Source organism: Streptomyces sp. NBC_00250, from assembly GCF_036192275.1.
In the GTDB taxonomy this organism is placed as follows: domain Bacteria; phylum Actinomycetota; class Actinomycetes; order Streptomycetales; family Streptomycetaceae; genus Streptomyces.
In genome coordinates this window covers 5,613,071-5,632,738 of sequence record NZ_CP108088.1, presented here as the reverse complement: position 1 = coordinate 5,632,738, position 19,668 = coordinate 5,613,071, and the positions used below count along the sequence as shown (strand labels likewise).

At 71.4% G+C, this 19,668-nt stretch carries 13 protein-coding genes and 1 rRNA gene; 2 read left to right on the top strand and 12 right to left on the bottom strand.

From position 1 onward, the window contains the following. Positions 1-215: 215 nt before the first annotated feature. Both OG259_RS25580 and OG259_RS25575 read right to left on the bottom strand, forming a co-directional pair. A 16S ribosomal RNA gene (locus tag OG259_RS25580) occupies positions 216-1,741 on the bottom strand. A 589-nt stretch (positions 1,742-2,330) separates the two neighbouring features. After that, positions 2,331-3,338: a stage II sporulation protein M gene (locus tag OG259_RS25575; protein ID WP_328944393.1), complete on the bottom strand. Its 1,008-nt coding sequence runs from the start codon at positions 3,336-3,338 to the stop codon at positions 2,331-2,333. 119 nt (positions 3,339-3,457) lie between these two features. Here OG259_RS25575 and OG259_RS25570 point away from each other — a divergent pair, with 119 nt between their 5' ends. Further along, on the top strand, positions 3,458-4,384 hold the full coding sequence (locus OG259_RS25570) for an RDD family protein (protein ID WP_328944392.1): 927 nt from the start codon (positions 3,458-3,460) through the stop codon (positions 4,382-4,384). Positions 4,385-4,387: 3 nt separating this feature from the next. Here the strand turns inward: OG259_RS25570 and OG259_RS25565 are convergent, their stop codons facing one another. The 8 genes from OG259_RS25565 to OG259_RS25530 all read right to left on the bottom strand — a co-directional run bounded on the left by OG259_RS25565 (position 4,388) and on the right by OG259_RS25530 (position 13,469). Further along, entirely contained in the window at positions 4,388-5,002 is a 615-nt protein-coding gene (locus OG259_RS25565) for a hypothetical protein (protein WP_328944391.1), read from the bottom strand. A gap of 152 nt (positions 5,003-5,154) precedes the next feature. Further along, on the bottom strand, positions 5,155-6,609 hold the full coding sequence (gene ahcY / locus OG259_RS25560; protein WP_328944390.1) for an adenosylhomocysteinase: 1,455 nt from the start codon (positions 6,607-6,609) through the stop codon (positions 5,155-5,157). 305 nt (positions 6,610-6,914) lie between these two features. Beyond that, positions 6,915-7,880 (bottom strand): cation diffusion facilitator family transporter, encoded by a 966-nt coding sequence (locus OG259_RS25555; protein WP_328944389.1) that lies wholly within the window; start codon positions 7,878-7,880, stop codon positions 6,915-6,917. A 66-nt stretch (positions 7,881-7,946) separates the two neighbouring features. Then, positions 7,947-9,098 carry a mannose-6-phosphate isomerase, class I gene (gene manA / locus OG259_RS25550; RefSeq protein ID WP_328944388.1) on the bottom strand — a complete coding sequence of 384 codons (1,152 nt, stop codon included), beginning with the start codon at positions 9,096-9,098 and terminating at the stop codon, positions 7,947-7,949. A 234-nt stretch (positions 9,099-9,332) separates the two neighbouring features. Continuing rightward, a complete protein-coding gene (locus tag OG259_RS25545; protein WP_328944387.1) occupies positions 9,333-10,481 on the bottom strand; it encodes an SIS domain-containing protein in 1,149 nt (382 codons plus the stop codon). Positions 10,482-11,293: 812 nt separating this feature from the next. Further along, positions 11,294-11,473 carry a Trm112 family protein gene (locus OG259_RS25540; protein ID WP_073915537.1) on the bottom strand — a complete coding sequence of 60 codons (180 nt, stop codon included), beginning with the start codon at positions 11,471-11,473 and terminating at the stop codon, positions 11,294-11,296. A gap of 94 nt (positions 11,474-11,567) precedes the next feature. Continuing rightward, entirely contained in the window at positions 11,568-12,932 is a 1,365-nt protein-coding gene (locus OG259_RS25535) for a phosphomannomutase/phosphoglucomutase (RefSeq protein WP_328944386.1), read from the bottom strand. A gap of 102 nt (positions 12,933-13,034) precedes the next feature. Continuing rightward, positions 13,035-13,469 (bottom strand): DUF3499 domain-containing protein, encoded by a 435-nt coding sequence (locus OG259_RS25530; RefSeq protein ID WP_079042180.1) that lies wholly within the window; start codon positions 13,467-13,469, stop codon positions 13,035-13,037. A 299-nt stretch (positions 13,470-13,768) separates the two neighbouring features. On the opposite strand from OG259_RS25530, the gene OG259_RS25525 reads away from it, so the two are divergent. After that, positions 13,769-14,224, top strand: a complete 456-nt coding sequence (locus OG259_RS25525) for a metallopeptidase family protein (RefSeq protein ID WP_328947173.1) — start codon at positions 13,769-13,771, stop codon at positions 14,222-14,224. Positions 14,225-14,383: 159 nt separating this feature from the next. Here the strand turns inward: OG259_RS25525 and OG259_RS25520 are convergent, their stop codons facing one another. Both OG259_RS25520 and OG259_RS25515 read right to left on the bottom strand, forming a co-directional pair. After that, positions 14,384-15,928, bottom strand: a complete 1,545-nt coding sequence (locus OG259_RS25520; RefSeq protein ID WP_328944385.1) for a DUF5719 family protein — start codon at positions 15,926-15,928, stop codon at positions 14,384-14,386. Beyond that, positions 15,925-19,650: a glycosyltransferase family 2 protein gene (locus OG259_RS25515; protein ID WP_328944384.1), complete on the bottom strand. Its 3,726-nt coding sequence runs from the start codon at positions 19,648-19,650 to the stop codon at positions 15,925-15,927. Before OG259_RS25515 ends, OG259_RS25520 begins: the two co-directional genes overlap by 4 nt. Between the last annotated feature and the right edge of the window lie 18 nt (positions 19,651-19,668).

Below are 19,668 nucleotides of genomic sequence, written 5' to 3'. Positions count from 1 at the left end.
GTTCACTGGGGCCGGCATCGCGAAGATACAAACCTTACGGCCGTACCCTCAGATACCCAACAACGTGCCAAGCACAGTCCGTTCCTCGAAGCTCGTTTTCCACGCCGAAGCAGTACTAACGATTTCTCGGAGAGAGACTGTGCCAACTAATCAACGTTCCACCCATGAGCTGACCGTGCAGAACATTTGCCTGCAATCGGTACTGTGCTCCTTAGAAAGGAGGTGATCCAGCCGCACCTTCCGGTACGGCTACCTTGTTACGACTTCGTCCCAATCGCCAGTCCCACCTTCGACAGCTCCCTCCCACAAGGGGTTGGGCCACCGGCTTCGGGTGTTACCGACTTTCGTGACGTGACGGGCGGTGTGTACAAGGCCCGGGAACGTATTCACCGCAGCAATGCTGATCTGCGATTACTAGCAACTCCGACTTCATGGGGTCGAGTTGCAGACCCCAATCCGAACTGAGACCGGCTTTTTGAGATTCGCTCCGCCTCGCGGCATCGCAGCTCTTTGTACCGGCCATTGTAGCACGTGTGCAGCCCAAGACATAAGGGGCATGATGACTTGACGTCGTCCCCACCTTCCTCCGAGTTGACCCCGGCGGTCTCCTGTGAGTCCCCATCACCCCGAAGGGCACGCTGGCAACACAGGACAAGGGTTGCGCTCGTTGCGGGACTTAACCCAACATCTCACGACACGAGCTGACGACAGCCATGCACCACCTGTATACCGACCACAAGGGGGGCACTATCTCTAATGCTTTCCGGTATATGTCAAGCCTTGGTAAGGTTCTTCGCGTTGCGTCGAATTAAGCCACATGCTCCGCTGCTTGTGCGGGCCCCCGTCAATTCCTTTGAGTTTTAGCCTTGCGGCCGTACTCCCCAGGCGGGGAACTTAATGCGTTAGCTGCGGCACCGACGACGTGGAATGTCGCCAACACCTAGTTCCCAACGTTTACGGCGTGGACTACCAGGGTATCTAATCCTGTTCGCTCCCCACGCTTTCGCTCCTCAGCGTCAGTAATGGCCCAGAGATCCGCCTTCGCCACCGGTGTTCCTCCTGATATCTGCGCATTTCACCGCTACACCAGGAATTCCGATCTCCCCTACCACACTCTAGCCTGCCCGTATCGGATGCAGACCCGGGGTTAAGCCCCGGGCTTTCACACCCGACGTGACAAGCCGCCTACGAGCTCTTTACGCCCAATAATTCCGGACAACGCTTGCGCCCTACGTATTACCGCGGCTGCTGGCACGTAGTTAGCCGGCGCTTCTTCTGCAGGTACCGTCACTTTCGCTTCTTCCCTGCTGAAAGAGGTTTACAACCCGAAGGCCGTCATCCCTCACGCGGCGTCGCTGCATCAGGCTTTCGCCCATTGTGCAATATTCCCCACTGCTGCCTCCCGTAGGAGTCTGGGCCGTGTCTCAGTCCCAGTGTGGCCGGTCGCCCTCTCAGGCCGGCTACCCGTCGTCGCCTTGGTAGGCCATTACCCCACCAACAAGCTGATAGGCCGCGGGCTCATCCTTCACCGCCGGAGCTTTCAACCAGCTCCCATGCGGAAGCCGGTGTTATCCGGTATTAGACCCCGTTTCCAGGGCTTGTCCCAGAGTGAAGGGCAGATTGCCCACGTGTTACTCACCCGTTCGCCACTAATCCACCCCGAAGGGCTTCATCGTTCGACTTGCATGTGTTAAGCACGCCGCCAGCGTTCGTCCTGAGCCAGGATCAAACTCTCCGTGAATGTTTACCCGTAATCGGGTGACACTCGCGTTGAGCGGGACAGTCAGACCGGAATAAGGCCGACTGTCCACAGCGTCCTCGCTGTGTATGTTGCCTACCCGCCACAAGGGCCGGCAGGACTTTCAAAGGAACCTCGCCATCCGAAGATGGACGGGGTATCAACTAATCTGGCGTTGATTTTTGGCACGCTGTTGAGTTCTCAAGGAACGGACGCTTCCTTTGTACTCACCCTCTCGGGCTTTCCTCCGGGCTTCCCTTCGTTCTTGCGTTTCCGACTCTATCAGATCTTTCCGATCCGATTTCCTCGGTGCTTTCCGGTCCCTTTTGTTTTCACTCCGGGGGCCTTTCGGCGGTTCCGACTTTATCAGAATCATTTGGGCCGACCTAATCGGTGGCTTTCGTGATTCGAATAAGAATCGGGGTGACTCCGTGGAATCGAATTCCCGACCGGAGTGAGTGAGACTCTACTTGATCGCTGCCGAACTGTCCAGTTCCAGGCAACCGTTTGAATCTACCTCCCCACGTCCACCATGTCAATGGCTTTTGTGGGCACCGGAGGACACTAGCAGGTCAGCGGGGTCGTACGCACATCAGGCAGCGGTGGGGAGCTCCGCGCTGCGGTCGGGCTCTTCGAGGTCGCCCTGGTCGCCGGCTCGGGAGGCGCGGCCGCCGAGGACGTAGACGTAGGCGAGGAACGCCAGCTCAGCGGCGACGCCGATGGTGATGCGGGCCCAGGTGGGCAGGCCTGAGGGGGTGACGAAGCCTTCGATCAGGCCCGAGACGAAGAGGACCAGGGCCAGGCCGATCGCCATGCCGACGGCAGCCCGGCCGCGTTCCGCGAGGGCGGCGCGGCGGGTGGTCGGGCCCGGGTCGATGACGGTCCAGCCGAGGCGGAGGCCCGTGCCGGCGGCCACGAAGACGGCGGTCAGTTCGAGCAGGCCGTGCGGAAGGATCAGGCCCAGGAAGACGTCGAGGCGGCCGGCGGCGGCCATCAGGCCTATGCCGACGCCCACGTTCAGCATGTTCATGAAGAGGATCCAGAGCACCGGGATGCCGAGGAAGGCGCCCAGGACCAGGCACATGGCGGCGGCCTTGGCGTTGTTCGTCCAGACCTGGGCGGCGAAGGAGGCCGCCGGGTGGCTGGAGTAGTACGTCTCGTACTGGCCGCCGGGGCGGGTCATCTCGCGGAGGTCCGCAGGAGCGCCGATCGAAGCCTGGACCTCCGGGTGCGTACCGATCCACCAGCCGATGAGGACGGCGAGCAGGGTGGAGAGGACAGCGGTGGGGATCCACCAGTGGCGGGAACGGTAGACGGCCGCCGGGAATCCCGCGGTGAGGAAGCGGGCCGCGTCGCGCCAGGAGGCACGGCGGGTGCCGGTGACGGCGGCGCGGGCGCGGGCCACGAGCTGGGTGAGCCGGGCCGTGAGCATCGGGTCCGGAGTGCTCGACTGCACGATCGAGAGATGGGTGGCCGTGCGCTGGTACAGGGACACGAGTTCGTCGGCCTCGGCGCCGGTGAGCTTGCCGCCCCGGCGCAGGAGGTGGTCGAGGCGTTCCCACTCGGCGCGGTGGGCGGTGACGTAGACGTCGAGGTCCATGATCGGCTGCTGCTCCAGGCATCTGCTGCGGACGGGTCCGTACTGCTGCGGCGCGCTGCGGGTCAGCTTGGCAGACTGGCGTTCGGAGGGGTCGGGAAGGGCTGAGAAGGGTGGGTGCCGTGAGTGGCTTGGTGACCGGGGATGCCGTCGTACTGGGGTTGCAGCCCGCGCGGCTGCCGAGTCGTGCGCTGGCGGTGCTCATCGACCTGACGGTGGTGGTGGCCGCGTATCTGCTGATCTCGATCGGGCTGGCGGTCGCGACCGCGTCGCTCGACGAGGCGGCGGTGATGGCGGTGTCCATCGCCTCCTTCCTGCTGATCCTGGTGGGGGCGCCGATCGCGGTGGAGACGCTGTCGCACGGGCGGTCGCTGGGGAAGATGGCCTGTGGGCTGCGTGTGGTGCGGGACGACGGCGGGCCGATTCGGTTCCGGCACGCGCTCGTGCGGGGGGCGATGGGGGTCGTGGAGATCCTGATGACCTTCGGGGTGGTCGCCTGTGCCGCGTCGCTGGTGTCGGAGCGGGGGCGGCGGGTCGGGGACGTCTTCGCGGGGACGCTGGTGGTGCGGGAGCGGATACCCGCGGCGCGGGTTCTGGCCGTGCCCCCGCCGCCGCCGTGGCTGGTGGGGCGGTTCTCCGGGCTCGATCTCTCGGCGGTGCCCGAGGCGCTGTGGCTGGAGATACGGCAGTACCTCACGCGGGCGCGTGACCTGGACCCGGCCGTGGGGCGGCGGCTCGCGGAGCGGCTCGCCGACGAGCTGGTGACGCGGACGGGGACGCCTCCGCCGCCGGGGGTGCCGGCCGACGCGTTTCTGGCGGGGGTGGTGGCCGAGCGGCAGGCGCGGGACGCCCGGAGGGCCTTCGGTCCTTCGGTGCGGGCGGGCGCCGCCGGCGGAGGCGGGGGGATGTCCGCGCCGGCGCCGGTTGTCGTTCCGCCGTCAGCGGCGGCGGTTGCCGTTGCGCCGGTGGTTGCTTCTCCCGTTGCGCCACCTGCGACCAGGGGCGGGGAGTCGCGGCCGCCCGCTACCGGGTTCGCTCCGCCCGCCTGATCGTCAGGGGAAGACCGACGGCGGGGTTTCCAGGGCTTCGAGTTCGATGCCGGGGGCCGCGAGGACCACGTCTCCGGCGATGTGGACGGTGTGCCGTTCGCCCGTGTCCAGGGCGCTGACCTGGTACTCGTCCACCATCAGGGGGCCGTTGTCAGTGGCGTGCGCTTCACTTTTCAGCAGGGCCCAGGACTGGTCGACCGTGAGGGGGGCGAGCACCGGGTCCGTGAAGGCGACGAGCCGGACACGGGTCTCGGGGGAATCGGGGGTGAGACGCAGGAGTCGCGTGAGTGCGACGAGGAACGCCGGGGACGTGCCGGTGAAGGCATGGGCGCGCACATTGCCTTCGGTGGCGTGGGTTCCTGTGGGGTCCGTGCGGACCCAGGTGACGCCGTCGATGGCCGCGCCGCGTACCTGCCAGCCGGCGGCGTGGAGTTCGAGGCGGATGGGGCGGCCGAGTTCGTCGACGGCCAGGTCGACGGAGCCTCGGTGGTCGCCGGAGGGGGTGGTGATCTGCGAGACGTAGCGCCAGCCGGAGGGGCCGGGTGCGCAGTGGAAGTGCTCTTCACCGAGGGGGGTGTGGTCGTGCGGGTCATGGAGCGAATAGCGGCCGCGGGGCATGAGGCGGGTCCTCGGGAGGGGGGCTTCCGGGAGCGGTAGCGGGGGCGGGACGGGGCAGGCCCCCGGCACGGGGGTGCGGGGGGCCTGCCTGAATCCTCTACGGGTGTCCGGGACGGCGTCGCGTCAGCGCGCGGGCGCCGCCGGCCGGGGCATCAGTAGCGGTAGTGGTCCGGCTTGAACGGGCCCTCGACGTCGACGCCGATGTACGCGGCCTGCTCGGGGCGGAGGGTCGTCAGCTTGACGCCCAGCGCGGCCAGGTGGAGGCGGGCGACCTTCTCGTCCAGGTGCTTCGGCAGGACGTAGACGTCGGTCGGGTACTCCTGCGGCTTCGTGAAGAGCTCGATCTGGGCCAGGGTCTGGTCCGCGAACGAGTTCGACATGACGAAGGAGGGGTGGCCGGTCGCGTTGCCCAGGTTGAGCAGGCGGCCCTCGGACAGGACGATGAGGACCTTGCCGTCGGGGAACTTCCAGGTGTGGACCTGCGGCTTGACCTCGTCCTTGACGATGCCCTCGATCTTGGCGAGACCGGCCATGTCGATCTCGTTGTCGAAGTGGCCGATGTTGCCGACGATGGCCTGGTGCTTCATCTTGGCCATGTCCGCGGCCATGATGATGTCCTTGTTGCCGGTCGTGGTGATGAAGATGTCGGCCGTCTCGACGACGTCGTCCAGGGTGGCGACCTGGTAGCCGTCCATCGCCGCCTGGAGCGCGCAGATCGGGTCGATCTCGGTGACGATGACGCGGGCGCCCTGGCCGCGGAGGGACTCGGCGCAGCCCTTGCCGACGTCGCCGTAGCCGAAGACGACCGCGGTCTTGCCGCCGATGAGGACGTCGGTGGCGCGGTTGATGCCGTCGATGAGGGAGTGGCGGCAGCCGTACTTGTTGTCGAACTTCGACTTCGTGACGGCGTCGTTCACGTTGATCGCCGGGAAGAGGAGGTCGCCGGCCTGCTGCATCTCGTACAGGCGGTGGACGCCGGTGGTGGTCTCCTCGGTCACGCCGCGGATCTCGGACGCCAGCTGGGTCCACTTCTGCGGGTTCTCGCCGAGGGTGCGGTTGAGGAGACGGAGGATGTGGCCGTACTCCTCGCTGTCCGCGGTGGCCGGGTCCGGCGCGGAGCCGGCCTTCTCGAACTCGACGCCCTTGTGGACGAGGAGGGTGGCGTCACCACCGTCGTCGAGGATCATGTTCGGGCCGCCGGTGGGCGTGTTCGGCCAGGTGAGGGCCTGCTCGGTGCACCACCAGTACTCCTCCAGGGTCTCGCCCTTCCAGGCGAAGACCGGGACGCCCTGCGGGTTCTCCGGGGTGCCGTTCGGGCCGACGGCGATGGCCGCGGCGGCGTGGTCCTGGGTGGAGAAGATGTTGCAGGAGGCCCAGCGGACCTCGGCACCGAGGGCGACGAGGGTCTCGATGAGGACGGCGGTCTGCACGGTCATGTGCAGGGAGCCGGTGACGCGGGCGCCGGCGAGCGGCTGCTGCTCGGCGTACTCCCGGCGGATCGACATCAGGCCGGGCATCTCGTGCTCGGCGAGGGTGATCTCCTTGCGGCCGAAGGCGGCCAGGGAGAGGTCGGCGACCTTGAAGTCCTGGTGGGCGGCAGTCGTCATGACTGGGCTGCTCCTCGTGTGTTCGAGTGCGAGGGTCGGTTGGGGCGCCGGGCACCACGGAGGCTCCCTGGGCACAGGAATGCCCGGGGTTTTCCACGATGCCGTCGTCGGAGGCCCTCTCTCCCTCGGCCGGTCCGCGAGGACCGCCCGACCGCCATCAGCAGCGACGTCTGGCTGGTCACGAATCTACACCGGACAGCGCGGCGGGCCACAGTCCGCATCGGGCCGCGGGGCGCCGCCGACGACCCGTACAGATGCGCGAAACCCCCGGAACCGTGGGGTTCCGGGGGTCTTGTGGGGCAGGGTCAGTGGTCGCTGCCGCCCGGCGTCTTGGCCGGATTCATGCCGGCCGACGCGGCCGCCTCGCTGTAGACGTCGGGCTCCAGGTAGATGACCCGGGCGATCGGGACGGCGGCACGGATACGGCCCTCGGCGGCGTTGATCGCGTTCGCGACGTCGGCGGCCGAGTCGTCGTGCTGGACGGCGATCTTGGCGGCGACGAGGAGCTCCTCCGGGCCGAGGTGGAGCGTACGCATGTGGATGAGGCGGGTGACGGTCTCGCCGTCGACGACCGCGGCCTCGATCTTCTCGACGTCGTCGGTGCCGGCGGCCTCGCCGAGCAGCAGCGACTTGGTCTCGGCGGCCAGCACGATCGCGATGACGATGAGCAGGATGCCGATGCAGAGGGTGCCGATGCCGTCCCAGACGCCGTCGTCGGTCAGCAGGGCGAGGCCGACGCCGCCGAGCGCGAGGAAGAGGCCGACGAGCGCGCCGAGGTCCTCCAGGAGGACGACGGGGAGTTCAGGGGCCTTGGCGCGGCGGACGAACTGCGTCCAGGTGAGGCCGCCGCGGATCAGGTTCGACTCCTTGATGGCGGTGCGGAAGGAGAAGGACTCGGCGATGATCGCGAAGACGAGCACGCCGACCGGCCAGTACCAGGCCTCGATCGGGTGCGGGTCCTTGATCTTCAGGTAGCCCTCGTAGATGGCGAACATGCCACCGACGGAGAAGAGCACGATGGAGACGAGGAACGCATAGATGTAGCGCTCACGGCCGTAGCCGAAGGGGTGCTGCGGCGTCGCCTCGCGCTGGGCCTTCTTGCCGCCGAGGAGCAGCAGGCCCTGGTTGCCGGAGTCGGCGAGCGAGTGGACGCTCTCCGCGAGCATCGACGACGAACCACTGAAGAGGAACGCCACGAACTTGGCTACGGCGATCGCGAGGTTGGCGGCGAGTGCCGCCACGATCGCCTTGGTTCCGCCTGACGCGCTCATGGGTGTACGTGGTCCCTTCGTCGATGCACCGGCTCTGTCGCCGCGGTTCGGCCGGTCATTGTCGCATCAGGCCACGACGGTGGCGCGGAAGACCGTCCCCGTACCGGAGAGTTCGGTGCTCTCGCCCGCGGGCACGAAGACGGATTCGCCGGGGGCGAGGGTGACTTCGCCCGCCTTCGGGCGGCCCGCGACCGCGAGCAGGATCTGCGGGGTGGGGCTTGTCAGGTCGGTCGGGGCGGCGCCCTCCGGCCGTACGAAACGGGACAGACGGAACTCGTCGATCGGGGTGTCGTAGACCTCCTCCCCCGTCGGGGAGGCCTCGGGGCGCAGGACGGCCGGGTCGGTGGGCTCGAAGCGGACCACGCGCAGGAGCTCGGGGACGTCGATGTGCTTGGGGGTGAGGCCGCAGCGCAGCACGTTGTCGGAGTTGGCCATGATCTCGACGCCGAGGCCGGCGAGGTAGGCGTGCGGGACGCCCGCGCCCAGGTAGAGGGCCTCGCCGGGCTGGAGCCGGACCGGGTTGAGGAGCATCGCGGCGATGACGCCGGGGTCGCCCGGGAAGTGGTGGGCGAGGCTCGCGTACGGGGTGTACGCGCCGCCGAGACGGTCGGCGGCCACGGCCGCCTCCGCGACGGTGTGCGCCATCTCCTCCGGGTCGGCGGTCAGCAGCGCCGTCATGACCTCGCGGAGCGCGGCCTCTTCGGGGTGGGCGTACAGCAGGTCGACATACGGCTTCAGCGAGTCGACACCGAGCCCGGCGAGGACGTCGGCGGCCTCGGCGGGGGCGCGGAAACCGCACAGCCCCTCGAAGGGGGTGAGCGCGCAGATCATCTCGGGCTTGTGGTTGGCGTCCTTGTACGTGCGGTGCGGGGCGTCGATCGGGATGCCGGCGGCCTCCTCGGCCGCGTACCCCTCCTGCGCCTGGGCCAGGTCGGGGTGGGCCTGGAGGGAGAGCGGGGCGCCGGCGGCGAGCACCTTCAGCAGGAACGGCAGACGCGGTCCGAACTTCGCCGCGGAACGCTCCCCCAGCTCGCGTACGGGATCGGCGTCGATCAGCTCGTTCAGCGCGCCGCGCTCGGTGCGGGAGGGCGCGCCGGGGTGGGCGCCCATCCACATCTCGGCCTGGGGATCGCCGGTCGGGGCGATGCCGAGCAGCTCCGGGATGGCCGTCGTGGATCCCCAGGCGTAGGGGCGAACGGTGTTGACGAGGCGGTCCATGGTGCCTGCCAGCTCCTCAAGGTCGTGACGGATGGTGAGGGGTGTCGGGAGACAGATGACAGGGGGCGGGTGACGGGTGGGTTACCGGGTGGTGGACGGGGTGGTGGGACGGGTGGTGGAGGGGGTGGTGGGCCGGGTGGAGGGGGTGGTGGGCCGGGTGGAGGGGGTGGTGGGCCGGGTGGTGGGCGGGGTTTCGGGTGGCGGGCGGTCCCCGGGCGGGGCGCCTTCGCCGCGTCAGACCGCCGTACGGCCCGGAGTGGTCAGGGAGAGGTAGACGGCGGCGAAGTCGGTCACCGCGAGCAGTTCTGCCAGGGTCTCCAGGTCATCACCCTCCTCCGGCTCCAGCTCGCTGATGGCCGTCTCGTGACTCAGCGCCAGTTCGCGGGCCGCGTGTGCGGCGGTCAGGCCGTCCGCCGGGCGGTCCCTCAGCAGGACGACCCGGGCGCGGAGCGCCTGCGGCTCGTCGACCCGGTCCCGGAAGAAGTCGTCGGGATCGGCACCCGCCGCGTAGTCGCCCGCAAGTAGGACGCCGTGGGCCGGCAGCGCCTCCGGAAGTTCGGCGGCCAGGGCCGGCAGCCCCGCGAGCTCGGCGAGGACCGCGGCGAAACGACGGCCCGCCGGACCCGCCGCGGCGCCCTCCGTCCAGATCAGCGGAAGCGAGTCCGCGAGCTCGGCGGCGAGCGTCTTCGCCGGGTTGCTGTACGTGGCGATGGCCGGGCCGCAGCGCTCGGCCGTACGGTCCAGGCGGTCGGCGACCTTCTCCAGGGCCTCCTGCGACGCCTCCAGGAGACCGACCCGGTCGAGCAGCATGAGCAGCGGGGTGAACAGGGCCCAGAGGGTGCCGGGGCTCGCCGCGATGTTCTCGGCGTACTCGTTCGGGGCCTCGTTCGGGGCGATGGCCATCGGCACGAACAGGCCCACGGAGCCGCTGACGGTCTCGGCCAGCGGGGAGGCCTTGGGTGCCACGGCGACGACGGTGATCCCGCGCCGGTATGCCTGCTCCGCCAGGAGCGCCAGGCCCGGTTCGGAGCCGTCCGTCGTCGGCAGCAGGAGGAGGTCCACGGAGCCCGCCCAGCCGGGCAGCGCCCAGCGCAGGGCGCCCGCGGCGGGGGCGACGCCGGTCGGCTGGAGGCGTACGACGGGGGCGGAGGCTCCGGCCAGGGCGCCGATCAGGTCGGCGACGGCCGCGGCGGCCGTGCCCGGGCCCGCGACCAGGACCGCGCGGGGGCGGCCCTCGGGGTGGAGGTCCGCGATGCCGGCCTCGGCGGCGTGGCGGGCTGCCGTCCTCACCCGGGCGCCGGCTTCGGCGGCGCCGCGGAGGAGGCCGCGGCGGTCGGCCAGGGCGAGGTCGTCCGGGGCGTCGAGGAGGGTCTCGTCGAGCATGGGGCGGGTGCCTCCGGTCGCGTCGTCGTCGCGGGTCCCCTTGCGGGGGGCTTGGGGGGCCGGTGCCTGTTGGTGGGGGCACCTTCCATGGTGCGGGTGTTTTGGGGTGCGGGGCCTCTTGGTGCGGGGCCCTGTGGTGCGGGCTCGGCCCTGTGGTGCGGGCTCGCGGTGGTGCGGGTGCGGTGGCTTGGGGGTGCCCGGCCTTCGGCCGGGCTTTTCGGTTCCCACCCGCACCACCCGTGCAGCTGGGAGGGCAGAGGTGCGGGCTTCCCGTGGGGGGTGCTCGCCGTTGGCGGCGGACCCTCCGGGGGAGAGAGAAGGTCGCCGGCCGACCCTCCCTGGGGGAGAAGAGCACCGGCCGGCTCTCCCCGGGGAGGAAGGCTGCTGCCCGGCTCTCTGGGGGAGGAAGGCTGCCGGCCGACCCTCCAGAGACGAAGACTGCTGCCCGGCCCCTTCCGGGTGAGGAAGGCTGCCGGCCGACCCTCCGGGGACCAGGACCGCTGCCCGACCCTCCGCGGACGAAGGCTGCTGCCCCATCCTCCGGAAACGAAGACCGCTGCCCCACCCTCCGCGGACGAAGGTTGCCGCCCCACCCTCCGGAGACCAAGACCGCTGCCCCACCCTCCGTAGGCGAAAGCTGCTGCCCCACCCTCCCGGGGGACGTTGTCCGGCGGGGTGTCGGGGCGCTCGGTGGGGTGGGTCCGGGGCCTGAGTGGGCCGGGGCTTCGGCTTGTGTGCCGCTGCCTCGGCTTCGTCGTGGTGACGTTCCTCGGGTGGCGGGCGCCTTCGGTGGCCGCTGCCTCCGGCCGGGGTTACGGGCGGCGGGCTTCGTCTGTCAGGAGGACCGGGATGTTGTCGCGGACCGGGTAGGCGAGGCCGCAGTCGGGGCTCGTGCAGATGAGTTCGGGGGTCTCGTCCGCCGTGCGGTCGTTCAGTGGAGCGTGGCACGCGGGGCAGGCCAGGATCTCCAGGAGGCCGGCTTCGAGCGGCATGGGGTGTCCCTTCGAACAAGCGGTTTCGGGCCAGGTCAGCCTACCGCCGGGGGACGGGGGGTGCCCCGTTCCCCGGCGGTCCGCTGTCGGCGGGTCAGGCCGTCGTGCGGACCAGGGCCAGGACCTCGTCGCGGATCTTGGTCATGGTCGCCTCGTCGCGGGCTTCGACGTTGAGGCGCAGCAGCGGCTCCGTGTTGGAGGCGCGGAGGTTGAACCACCAGTCGGCGGCCGTGACCGTGAGGCCGTCGAGGTCGTCGAGGGTGACGCCCTCGCCCTCGTACGTCGCCCTGACCTTGGCCGCGCTCGCCGCCTGGTCCGCGACCGTCGAGTTGATCTCGCCCGAGGAGGCGTAGCGGTCGTAGGCCGCGACCAGGCCGGACAGGGGGCCGTCCTGGCCGCCCAGGGCCGCCAGGACGTGGAGCGCGGCCAGCATGCCGGTGTCCGCGTTCCAGAAGTCCTTGAAGTAGTAGTGCGCCGAGTGCTCTCCGCCGAAGATCGCGCCGGTCTTCGCCATCTCCTCCTTGATGAAGGAGTGGCCGACGCGGGTGCGGACCGGCTCGCCGCCGTTCTCGCGGACGACCTCCGGCACCGACCACGAGGTGATCAGGTTGTGGATGATCGTTCCGCCGGGGGTCTTCGCGAGCTCGCGCGCGGCGACGAGGGCGGTGATCGCGGAGGGCGAGACGGGCTCGCCGCGCTCGTCGACGACGAAGCAGCGGTCGGCGTCCCCGTCGAAGGCCAGACCCAGGTCGGCGCCTTCGGCCAGGACGCGGGCCTGGAGGTCGACGATGTTCTTCGGGTCGAGCGGGTTGGCCTCGTGGTTCGGGAACGTGCCGTCCAGCTCGAAGTACATCGGGACGACGTCGAGCGGCAGGCCTTCGAAGACGGTGGGGACCGTGTGGCCGCCCATGCCGTTGCCCGCGTCCACGACGACCTTGAGGGGGCGGATCGTCCTCAGGTCCACCAGGGACTTCAGGTAGGTCGCGTAGTCCGTGAGGGTGTCCCGGTGCGTGATCGTGCCCGGGGTCGGGGCGGCCTCCGGCGCGCCGGTCTCCGACCACTGTTCAGCCAGTTCGCGGATCTCGGCCAGGCCGGTGTCCTGGCCCACCGGGGCCGCGCCCGCGCGGCACATCTTGATGCCGTTGTACTGGGCCGGGTTGTGCGAGGCGGTGAACATCGCGCCGGGCAGGTCGAAGCTGCCGGAAGCGAAGTACAGCTGATCGGTGGAGCAGAGCCCGATCAGGGTGACGTCGGCGCCGAGGCGGGCCGCGCCGCGCGCGAAGGCGTCCGAGAGGCCGGGCGACGAGGGACGCATGTCGTGGCCGACGACGATCGCGTCGGCGTCCGTCACTCGTACGAAGGCGGCGCCGAAGAGTTCGGCGAGCGTCTCGTCCCACTGGTCGGGTACCACTCCGCGGACGTCGTACGCCTTCACGATCTGCGACAGATCGGCAGTCACGGATCCACCCTCCTGAGTTCTCGGCACGCGTGTGCGGCGCGTGTAGGAACGCCAAAACTACCCGGAGCGGGGAGGGGGATCGCGGACGGTGGCCGGTTGCGCTCAGTTGTCGGGGGAGCGCAGCACTCTCAGGTGCCCGCGGCGTCCGACCTCCATGGGGTCGCCGCCGCGGCCTCCGCCGCCCTTGCCGCCGGCCTCGGCCGCGCGTTCCTGGGGGCGGGCCGCCTCCCGTACCGCGTTGGCCAGGGCTTCGAGGTCGTCGCCACTGGGGCGGGGCGGGGCGGAACCGTCGGTCAGCCGCACGACCTCCCACCCCCGTGGGGCGGTCAGGCGCTCGCTGTGCTGGGCGCACAGGTCGTAGCAGTGGGGCTCGGCGTAGGTGGCGAGCGGGCCGAGGACCGCAGTCGAGTCGGCATAGACGTACGTCAGTGTCGCGACGGCAGGGCGGCCGCACGCAGTGCGCGAACAGCGACGTACAGGGCTCACGACGTTGGACGGTACCGCACTCTTGAGCGGGCCGCGACGACTCTCCCTCAGGTCACTCCACCGTGTCGCGCTGTGACCTCCGCCACCCCCCTTCGAGTGGCGGCCGGTCCGACCTGCGCGGGAGGGGGCACAAGGGGGTGGCGCCGGGAGTCGATCCGGACAGTCCGGGGTACGGATCCGGTCAACCACGGCCAGATGGCCGATCGCGAGCGGCCCCGGAATCGGGCAGGTGGTTGGCCGGAATGTTCAGGTTTCGACATGGGGCGTGGTGGCGGGGCCGGGTCGCCCGGGAAGGTGGCGAGGATGCGCCACGGTGCGCGGACACCGATGAGGGTTACGCTGCGTCAGTGATGGACAGTCCTGTGCCGCCGAGCCCCCCGCAGAACTCCACGGAGCCCCCGGCGGAGCCTCGGGTGCGCCGCCGCGACCGGCACGGTCGCGGGATGCGCGGGCCGGTCGCCCCGCCGCAGGTGCCGCTCTCCACGAGCCGGGCCGACACCTTCCGCGATCTCGTCCTCGACTCGGTGGAGCGCCTCGAACGGCGCTGGCCGCAGCTCGCCGACGTCGAGTTCCTCGTGATGGAGGTGCCGCCGCCGGTGCCCGGCGAGACGGTGCCGCTGGGCGGTTCGGCGCCCGCGGAGAAGAACGATCCGGCCCGGGTGGTCGTCTATCGGCGGCCGGTCGAGATCCGGTCGAAGAACCGGGACGAGCGGGCGCTCCTGGTCCACGAGGTGGTCGTGGAGCAGGTCGCGGAGCTTCTGGGGCTGTCGCCCGAGTCGGTCGATCCCCGGTACGGGCAGGACTGATCCCCGGAGGACCGAGTCCTCGGGATTCCTTCGTAAGGATTGCTTCCCTCGTGAGGGTTGCTTCCTTCATGCGGCCGCGAGGATTGCTCCTTCGTGCGGGCGTGAGGACTGCTTCCCTCGTGCGGGCGGGGCCGGTACCCCGCCCGTGTCGCCGCGCGCCTAGTCCAGGACTCCCAGGTCCTGGTGGGCCGACGGGACCTCGACCGTGCCCCGGTCGTCGGTGAAGGTCTGGATCGTGAACATCGGGGTGCCGTCCAGCGGCACCGCGAGCGTCCGGGCCGCGTACACCTTGCCGCCCGAGACCGGTTCGACGGTCAGCGCGTAGGACCCCTTGAGACCCCCGGGGACCAGGTCGGTGAGGGCGGTCGTCGTGCCCCCCTTGACCGTGACCGTCTTCGACACGGGCGTCCCGCCGCCGGAACCGGCCGAGGCCGTGACCTTGACCTGCGCGTCGGCGCCGGGGGGAACGGTCAGGGCGAGCGTCGTGCCCTTGGCGCGGTTGTCGGCGACCGTCGCACGGGCGGCGATCGCCGGGGTCGCCGGTACGAAGGCGATCTCGGTGTCGTCGCCCTTGCCGCGGACCACCCGGAGGGCGGCCACGACCGGCGTGGGCTTCTTCGGGTCGCTCGGGGTGAGGAGCAGCGAGCCCACCTGGCCGCGGGTGAGGTCCGGGAGTTCGGCGGAGGCCGTCATCCCCGACTTCACGTGGAGGGAGCCGGCGCTCACCGGGACGATCGTGCCGTCCTTGGAGACCAGCTGGATCTTCAGGTCGGCGTCGTCCTCGCCCGGGACGAAGGCCACCAGGCGTACGGAGGTGGCGTCGGCCGGGATGCCGGGGAGCACGGCGGTGCTCGCCGGGTCGGCCGAGGCCGCGAGCCAGTCGCTGCCGAGCTTGTCGTCGGCGGAGCCGATGGCCGCGCCGACGCGTCCGCTGCGGGTGGTGACGTGGACAGTGACGGACTGCTGTGCGGCGGCGGCCGTGAGGGTGGAGAGCAGGACCGGGACGGTGGAGTGGGCGGGGACCGGGATGCCCTCGGTGAACTGGGACTTGAGGACGCCCTCGGGGCCGTACAGCTCGATGTCGGCGACGGCGGCCGTGTCGTCCGGGTTGGTGAGGTGGACGTAGTCCTGGCGTTCCTTGGCGGTGGAGGCCGCCGGGAACCAGAAGTCGGTGTCGGGGGCGCCGCAGGTGAGGCCGAGGAGGCCGCGTGCGCCGCCCGCCGGGACGACGGTGGTCTGCTGGACGGTCCAGCCGGGGGCGAGGGTGCCGGTGGCCGAGCCGGTGAGGGCGGGGGCGGTGGCGCCGTTCGCCTCGGCGGTGACGGGCTTGCCGGGGGCGGTGACGGTGGCCGGGGCCTTGGGGGCCTTGGGCTTCTTGCCGCCCTTGGCGGCGCCGCCGGAGGCCGTCGCGCTCGCGGCGGGGCGTAGCTGGGCGAGGGGGGTGGTGGGCTTCCCGGCCGTGCCGGCGCCGCCCTTCGCCGTGCCGGTACCGCTGCTGACCGGGGTGTACGAGGTGTAGAGGGTCTCGGCCACCTCGGAGGTGCTGGGCACCGGGCAGGCCAGGCCGGCGCGCTCGACCGGCAGCCGGGTGGGCGCCTTGGCCTCGGGGGCGGCGGTGCCGCCGGGGGCGGTCAGGGACGCGAAGCCGGTGACGGCGGCGAGGGCCGTGGCGCCCGCGATCAGGGAGAGGGTCGTGCGCTTCACTGGTTGCTGCTCCCGTCGGGACGCTGCTCGGTCTCGTGGCCCTGGGGGTGCCCGTAGCCGTAGGTGTACGGGTCGTACTGCTGCTGTTCGTAACCCTGCTGGTCGTACTGCTGCGGCTGCGGCTGCTGCGGGTCGTACTGCTGCTGGTCGTAGCCCTGTTCGGCGTACGGCTGCTGCTGGTCGTACTGCTGCGGCTGCTGTTCGTAGCCCTGCTGGGGGTATGCGTACGGCTGCTGCTGGTACGGGTCGGCCGCGTACTCCTGGTAGTAGCCCTGGTCTCCCTGGTCGGCGTACGCCTGGGGCTGGGGCTGCTCCTGGGCCTGGGCGTAGGCCGGGTCGTAGCCGCCGTTCCATTCCTGGGGCTCGTACGCCTGCTGCTCGGGGATCGGGGCGGGGGCGGGCTCCGGTTCGGGAACGGTCCCGGCGGCTTCCGCGCCCTCGGCCTCCGCCTCGGCGGCGGCGCGCAGACGGCGGGCCCGGCGGCCGTCGCCCTCGGTGGCCTGGGCGGGGATCGCGAGCTCCTCCTCGGGCAGGTCGTCGTCGATCTCGCGGCGGCGACCGGGCAGGGCGAGGACGAGCAGGACGACGGCGAGGCCTGCCTGGGCCCAGATCCACGCGGTGTGGGTGAGCGGCTGGTCGTACGTGAGGTCGAGGCGGCCGGCCGTGGCGGGGAGTTCGAAGCCCTGGGCCCAGCCGTCGACGGTGGTGCGGGTCAGCTCCTTGCCGTCGAGGGTGGCGGTCCAGCCCTCGTCGGCGCGGTCGGCGATGCGCAGGACGCGGCCGGTGGGGCCGGCCGGGATGTCGGTGTGCGCCTCGACGGGGCCGGCGGCGACGGCGACGGGGGCGGTCGGCGTCTTGGAGTCCGCGGTCCCCTGCGTCGTGCCTTCCGCGGTCTTCGCCGTCGGCGGGACGATCATGATGCGGGCGATCTCGCGGTCCACGCGCCAGAGCGCGCTGCCGTCGAGCTGGCTGAGGCGGCTGAGGCCGGGGGTGGAGTCGAGGACGCGGCTCATCTGGCGCGGTGCCCCGTCCCGTACGAGGACGTAGCGGATCGCGTAGCCGCTGAGCTCCTGGGTCTGGTCGGCGCCGGAGCCCGCGACCAGGTGGGCGACGACGTCGTCGAGGCGCGGGTCGGCCTCTGCGGTCGCGGTGAGTTCGCCGTCGCCGAGGCGGGCGCCGGAGCCGCGGACCAGGGTGTAGGCGACCTCGCCGGGCGAGGTGCCGCCGAGGACGAGGGTGCGGGGCTGGTCGCGGGTGCCGGACTCCTCGGCGACGAACGCCGGGACCTGGACCGGGTCGCGCCGGGTCAGCGGGCCGTCGGCGCCGCCGATCATCCAGCCGACGGCGGCGACGGCGGGGCCGAGGGCGCAGCCGAGGGCGATGAGGGCGGCGACGGGCTGGCGCCAGCCGAAGCCGTGGGCGGCGACGCGTGTGCGGCCGCCCTCGGCGCCGATCATGCCGGCGGCGATGAGGGCGGCGCCGTAGACGAGGGTGGCGGGTCCGGCCCAGCCGGTGCCGCCCGCGCCGTTGGACAGGGCGGCGAAGAGGAGGCCGGCGAGGCCGGCGGCCCAGGCGGCGCGGACCGCGAGCTGTCGCTCCTCGCGCAGGAGTCCGGCCAGGCCGGCGAGGACGAGGCCGGCCAGGAGGAGGCCGCCGGTGGTGCCGGGGCCGCCGGGGCTGGTGGCGAGCAGGTCGAGCGCGGTGGCCGTGCCCGTACGGACGTCGAGGCCGGCCTCGCGCAGGAACGCGGCCGGGTCGGTGAGCAGGGTCAGCGACCAGGGCGCGAGGACGAGGAGCGGGGTGCCGACGGCGGCCAGGAAGCGCAGCCCGTACGCGGTGATGTCGGAGCGGCGGACGACGAGCACGCCGAGGCCGAGGAGGACGGCGAGCGGCCAGACGACCGGGGTGAACGCGGTCGCGAAGGTCAGCAGGAAGGTGTACGCCCAGGTGGCGCGCCAGCTGCCCCGGTCGGGCCGGTTGAAGCCGTGGGCGGCGACGGCGGCGCGGGCCGTCAGCGGCAGCAGGATCGCGAGGACGGCGGTGCCGAGCCGGCCGGTGGCGAGGGCCCCGGTGGCGGCGGGCAGGAAGGCGTACGCGATGGCGCCCCACGCGCGCAGGAGCCGGGATTCGACGATGCCGCGGGCGGCGAAGTACGCGGTGAAGCCGGCGAGCGGGACCGAGCAGACGAGCAGCAGGGTCAGCGCGGTGGAGGTGGAGCCGAGGAACAGCGCGGAGAGCGCGGCCAGGACGGCGAGGTAGGGCGGGGCGGTCTGGGTGCCGCCGGTGCCGAGGGCGTGCCAGGAGTCGGCGTACCGCGACCAGAGTGCGGAGACGGTGTCGGGCGCGGGCAGCAGGGCGCCGCCGGCGAGGGAGCCGCCGGCGAAGAGGTTGCGGCAGGCGACCAGGGAGACGACGAGCAGCAGGGCGAAGAGGACCGGGCCCGGCTTGCGGGCGATCTTCTTGAGCCGGGCGAACTGCTCGATCTCCAGGTAGTCGGCGTCGTCGCCACCGGGTCCCGACTCGACGACGCCGCGGCGGGAGCCGCCGGAGTCGGCCTCGGAGCCGCCGAAGTCGGCGGTGAGCTGTTCGACGGCGGCGCGGACGGTGGCGCCGGGCGGCGGGAACAGCGGGCGGAGTTCGCTCGCCGGGACGACGGGGTTCTTGCGCCGCTTGCGGGCGGCGAGGATCTTCTCGGGGCGCAGCAGGGTGGCGAGGAGGCCCATGACCTCGTCGACGGCCTGGCCGGGGACCTTGCCGACGAGATAGGCGAGGGTGCGGAGCAGGGTGCTGACGACGAGGCGTGCGAAGACGTACGGGAGGGCGGCGCCGCGGGTGTTGACCAGGAGGGTGTAGACGGCGCCGGCCTTGTCGACGCGGTGCGGGTTGGCGGCGGTGCGGCCGGCGCAGTCGACGGTGCGGCGCTCGCGGGCGGAGGCCTCGGCGTGCCGGAGGACGGCGTCGGGGGCGATCAGGACGCGATGGCCGGCGGAGTGGGCGCGCCAGCACAGGTCGACGTCGTCGCGCATGAGGGGCAGACGGCGGTCGAAGCCGCCGAGCTCCTCGAAGACGTCGCGGCGGACGAGCATGCCGGCGGTGGAGACGGAGAGGACGGAGCGGACCTGGTCGTGCTGGCCCTGGTCCTGCTCGCGGCGGTCGAGTCCGGTCCAGCGGCGGCCGCTGCGGGCGATGGAGACGCCAGTCTCCAGGAGCTGCTTCCGGTCGTACCAGCCGCGCAGCTTGGGGCCGATGACGGCGGCGTCCGCGTCGGAGTCGGCGACGCGCAGGAGTTCGGCGAGGGCGCCGGGCTCGGGGGCGCAGTCGTCGTGGAGGAGCCAGAGCCACTGGACCGGTTCGCCGTGCGGGAGTTCGGGGAGGTCGTAGGCCTCGTCGTTCCAGCTGCGGCTGACCGGGTCCCAGCCGCTGGGGCGCTTCAGATAGGCGAGGTCCTCGGGTCCGAGCTCGGGCGCGGTGCGGGCGGCCTCCTCGACGGCGGCACCGAAGCCGGTGCGGCGCGCGAGGTGCAGGACGCGGTCGGCGCCGATGGCGTCGGCGAGGAGCTGCGCCGAGTCGTCGGCGCTGCCGGTGTCGGCCGCGACCACGTTCTGCACGGGGCGTTCCTGGGCGAGCAGCCCGGCGAGGGCGTCCGGCAGCCAGCGGGCGCCGTCGTGGGTGACGAGCACGGCGGTGACGACGTGTCGCGGAAACTCAGGAGTTGAGGACATCGAGCTACGGGCCCTCCG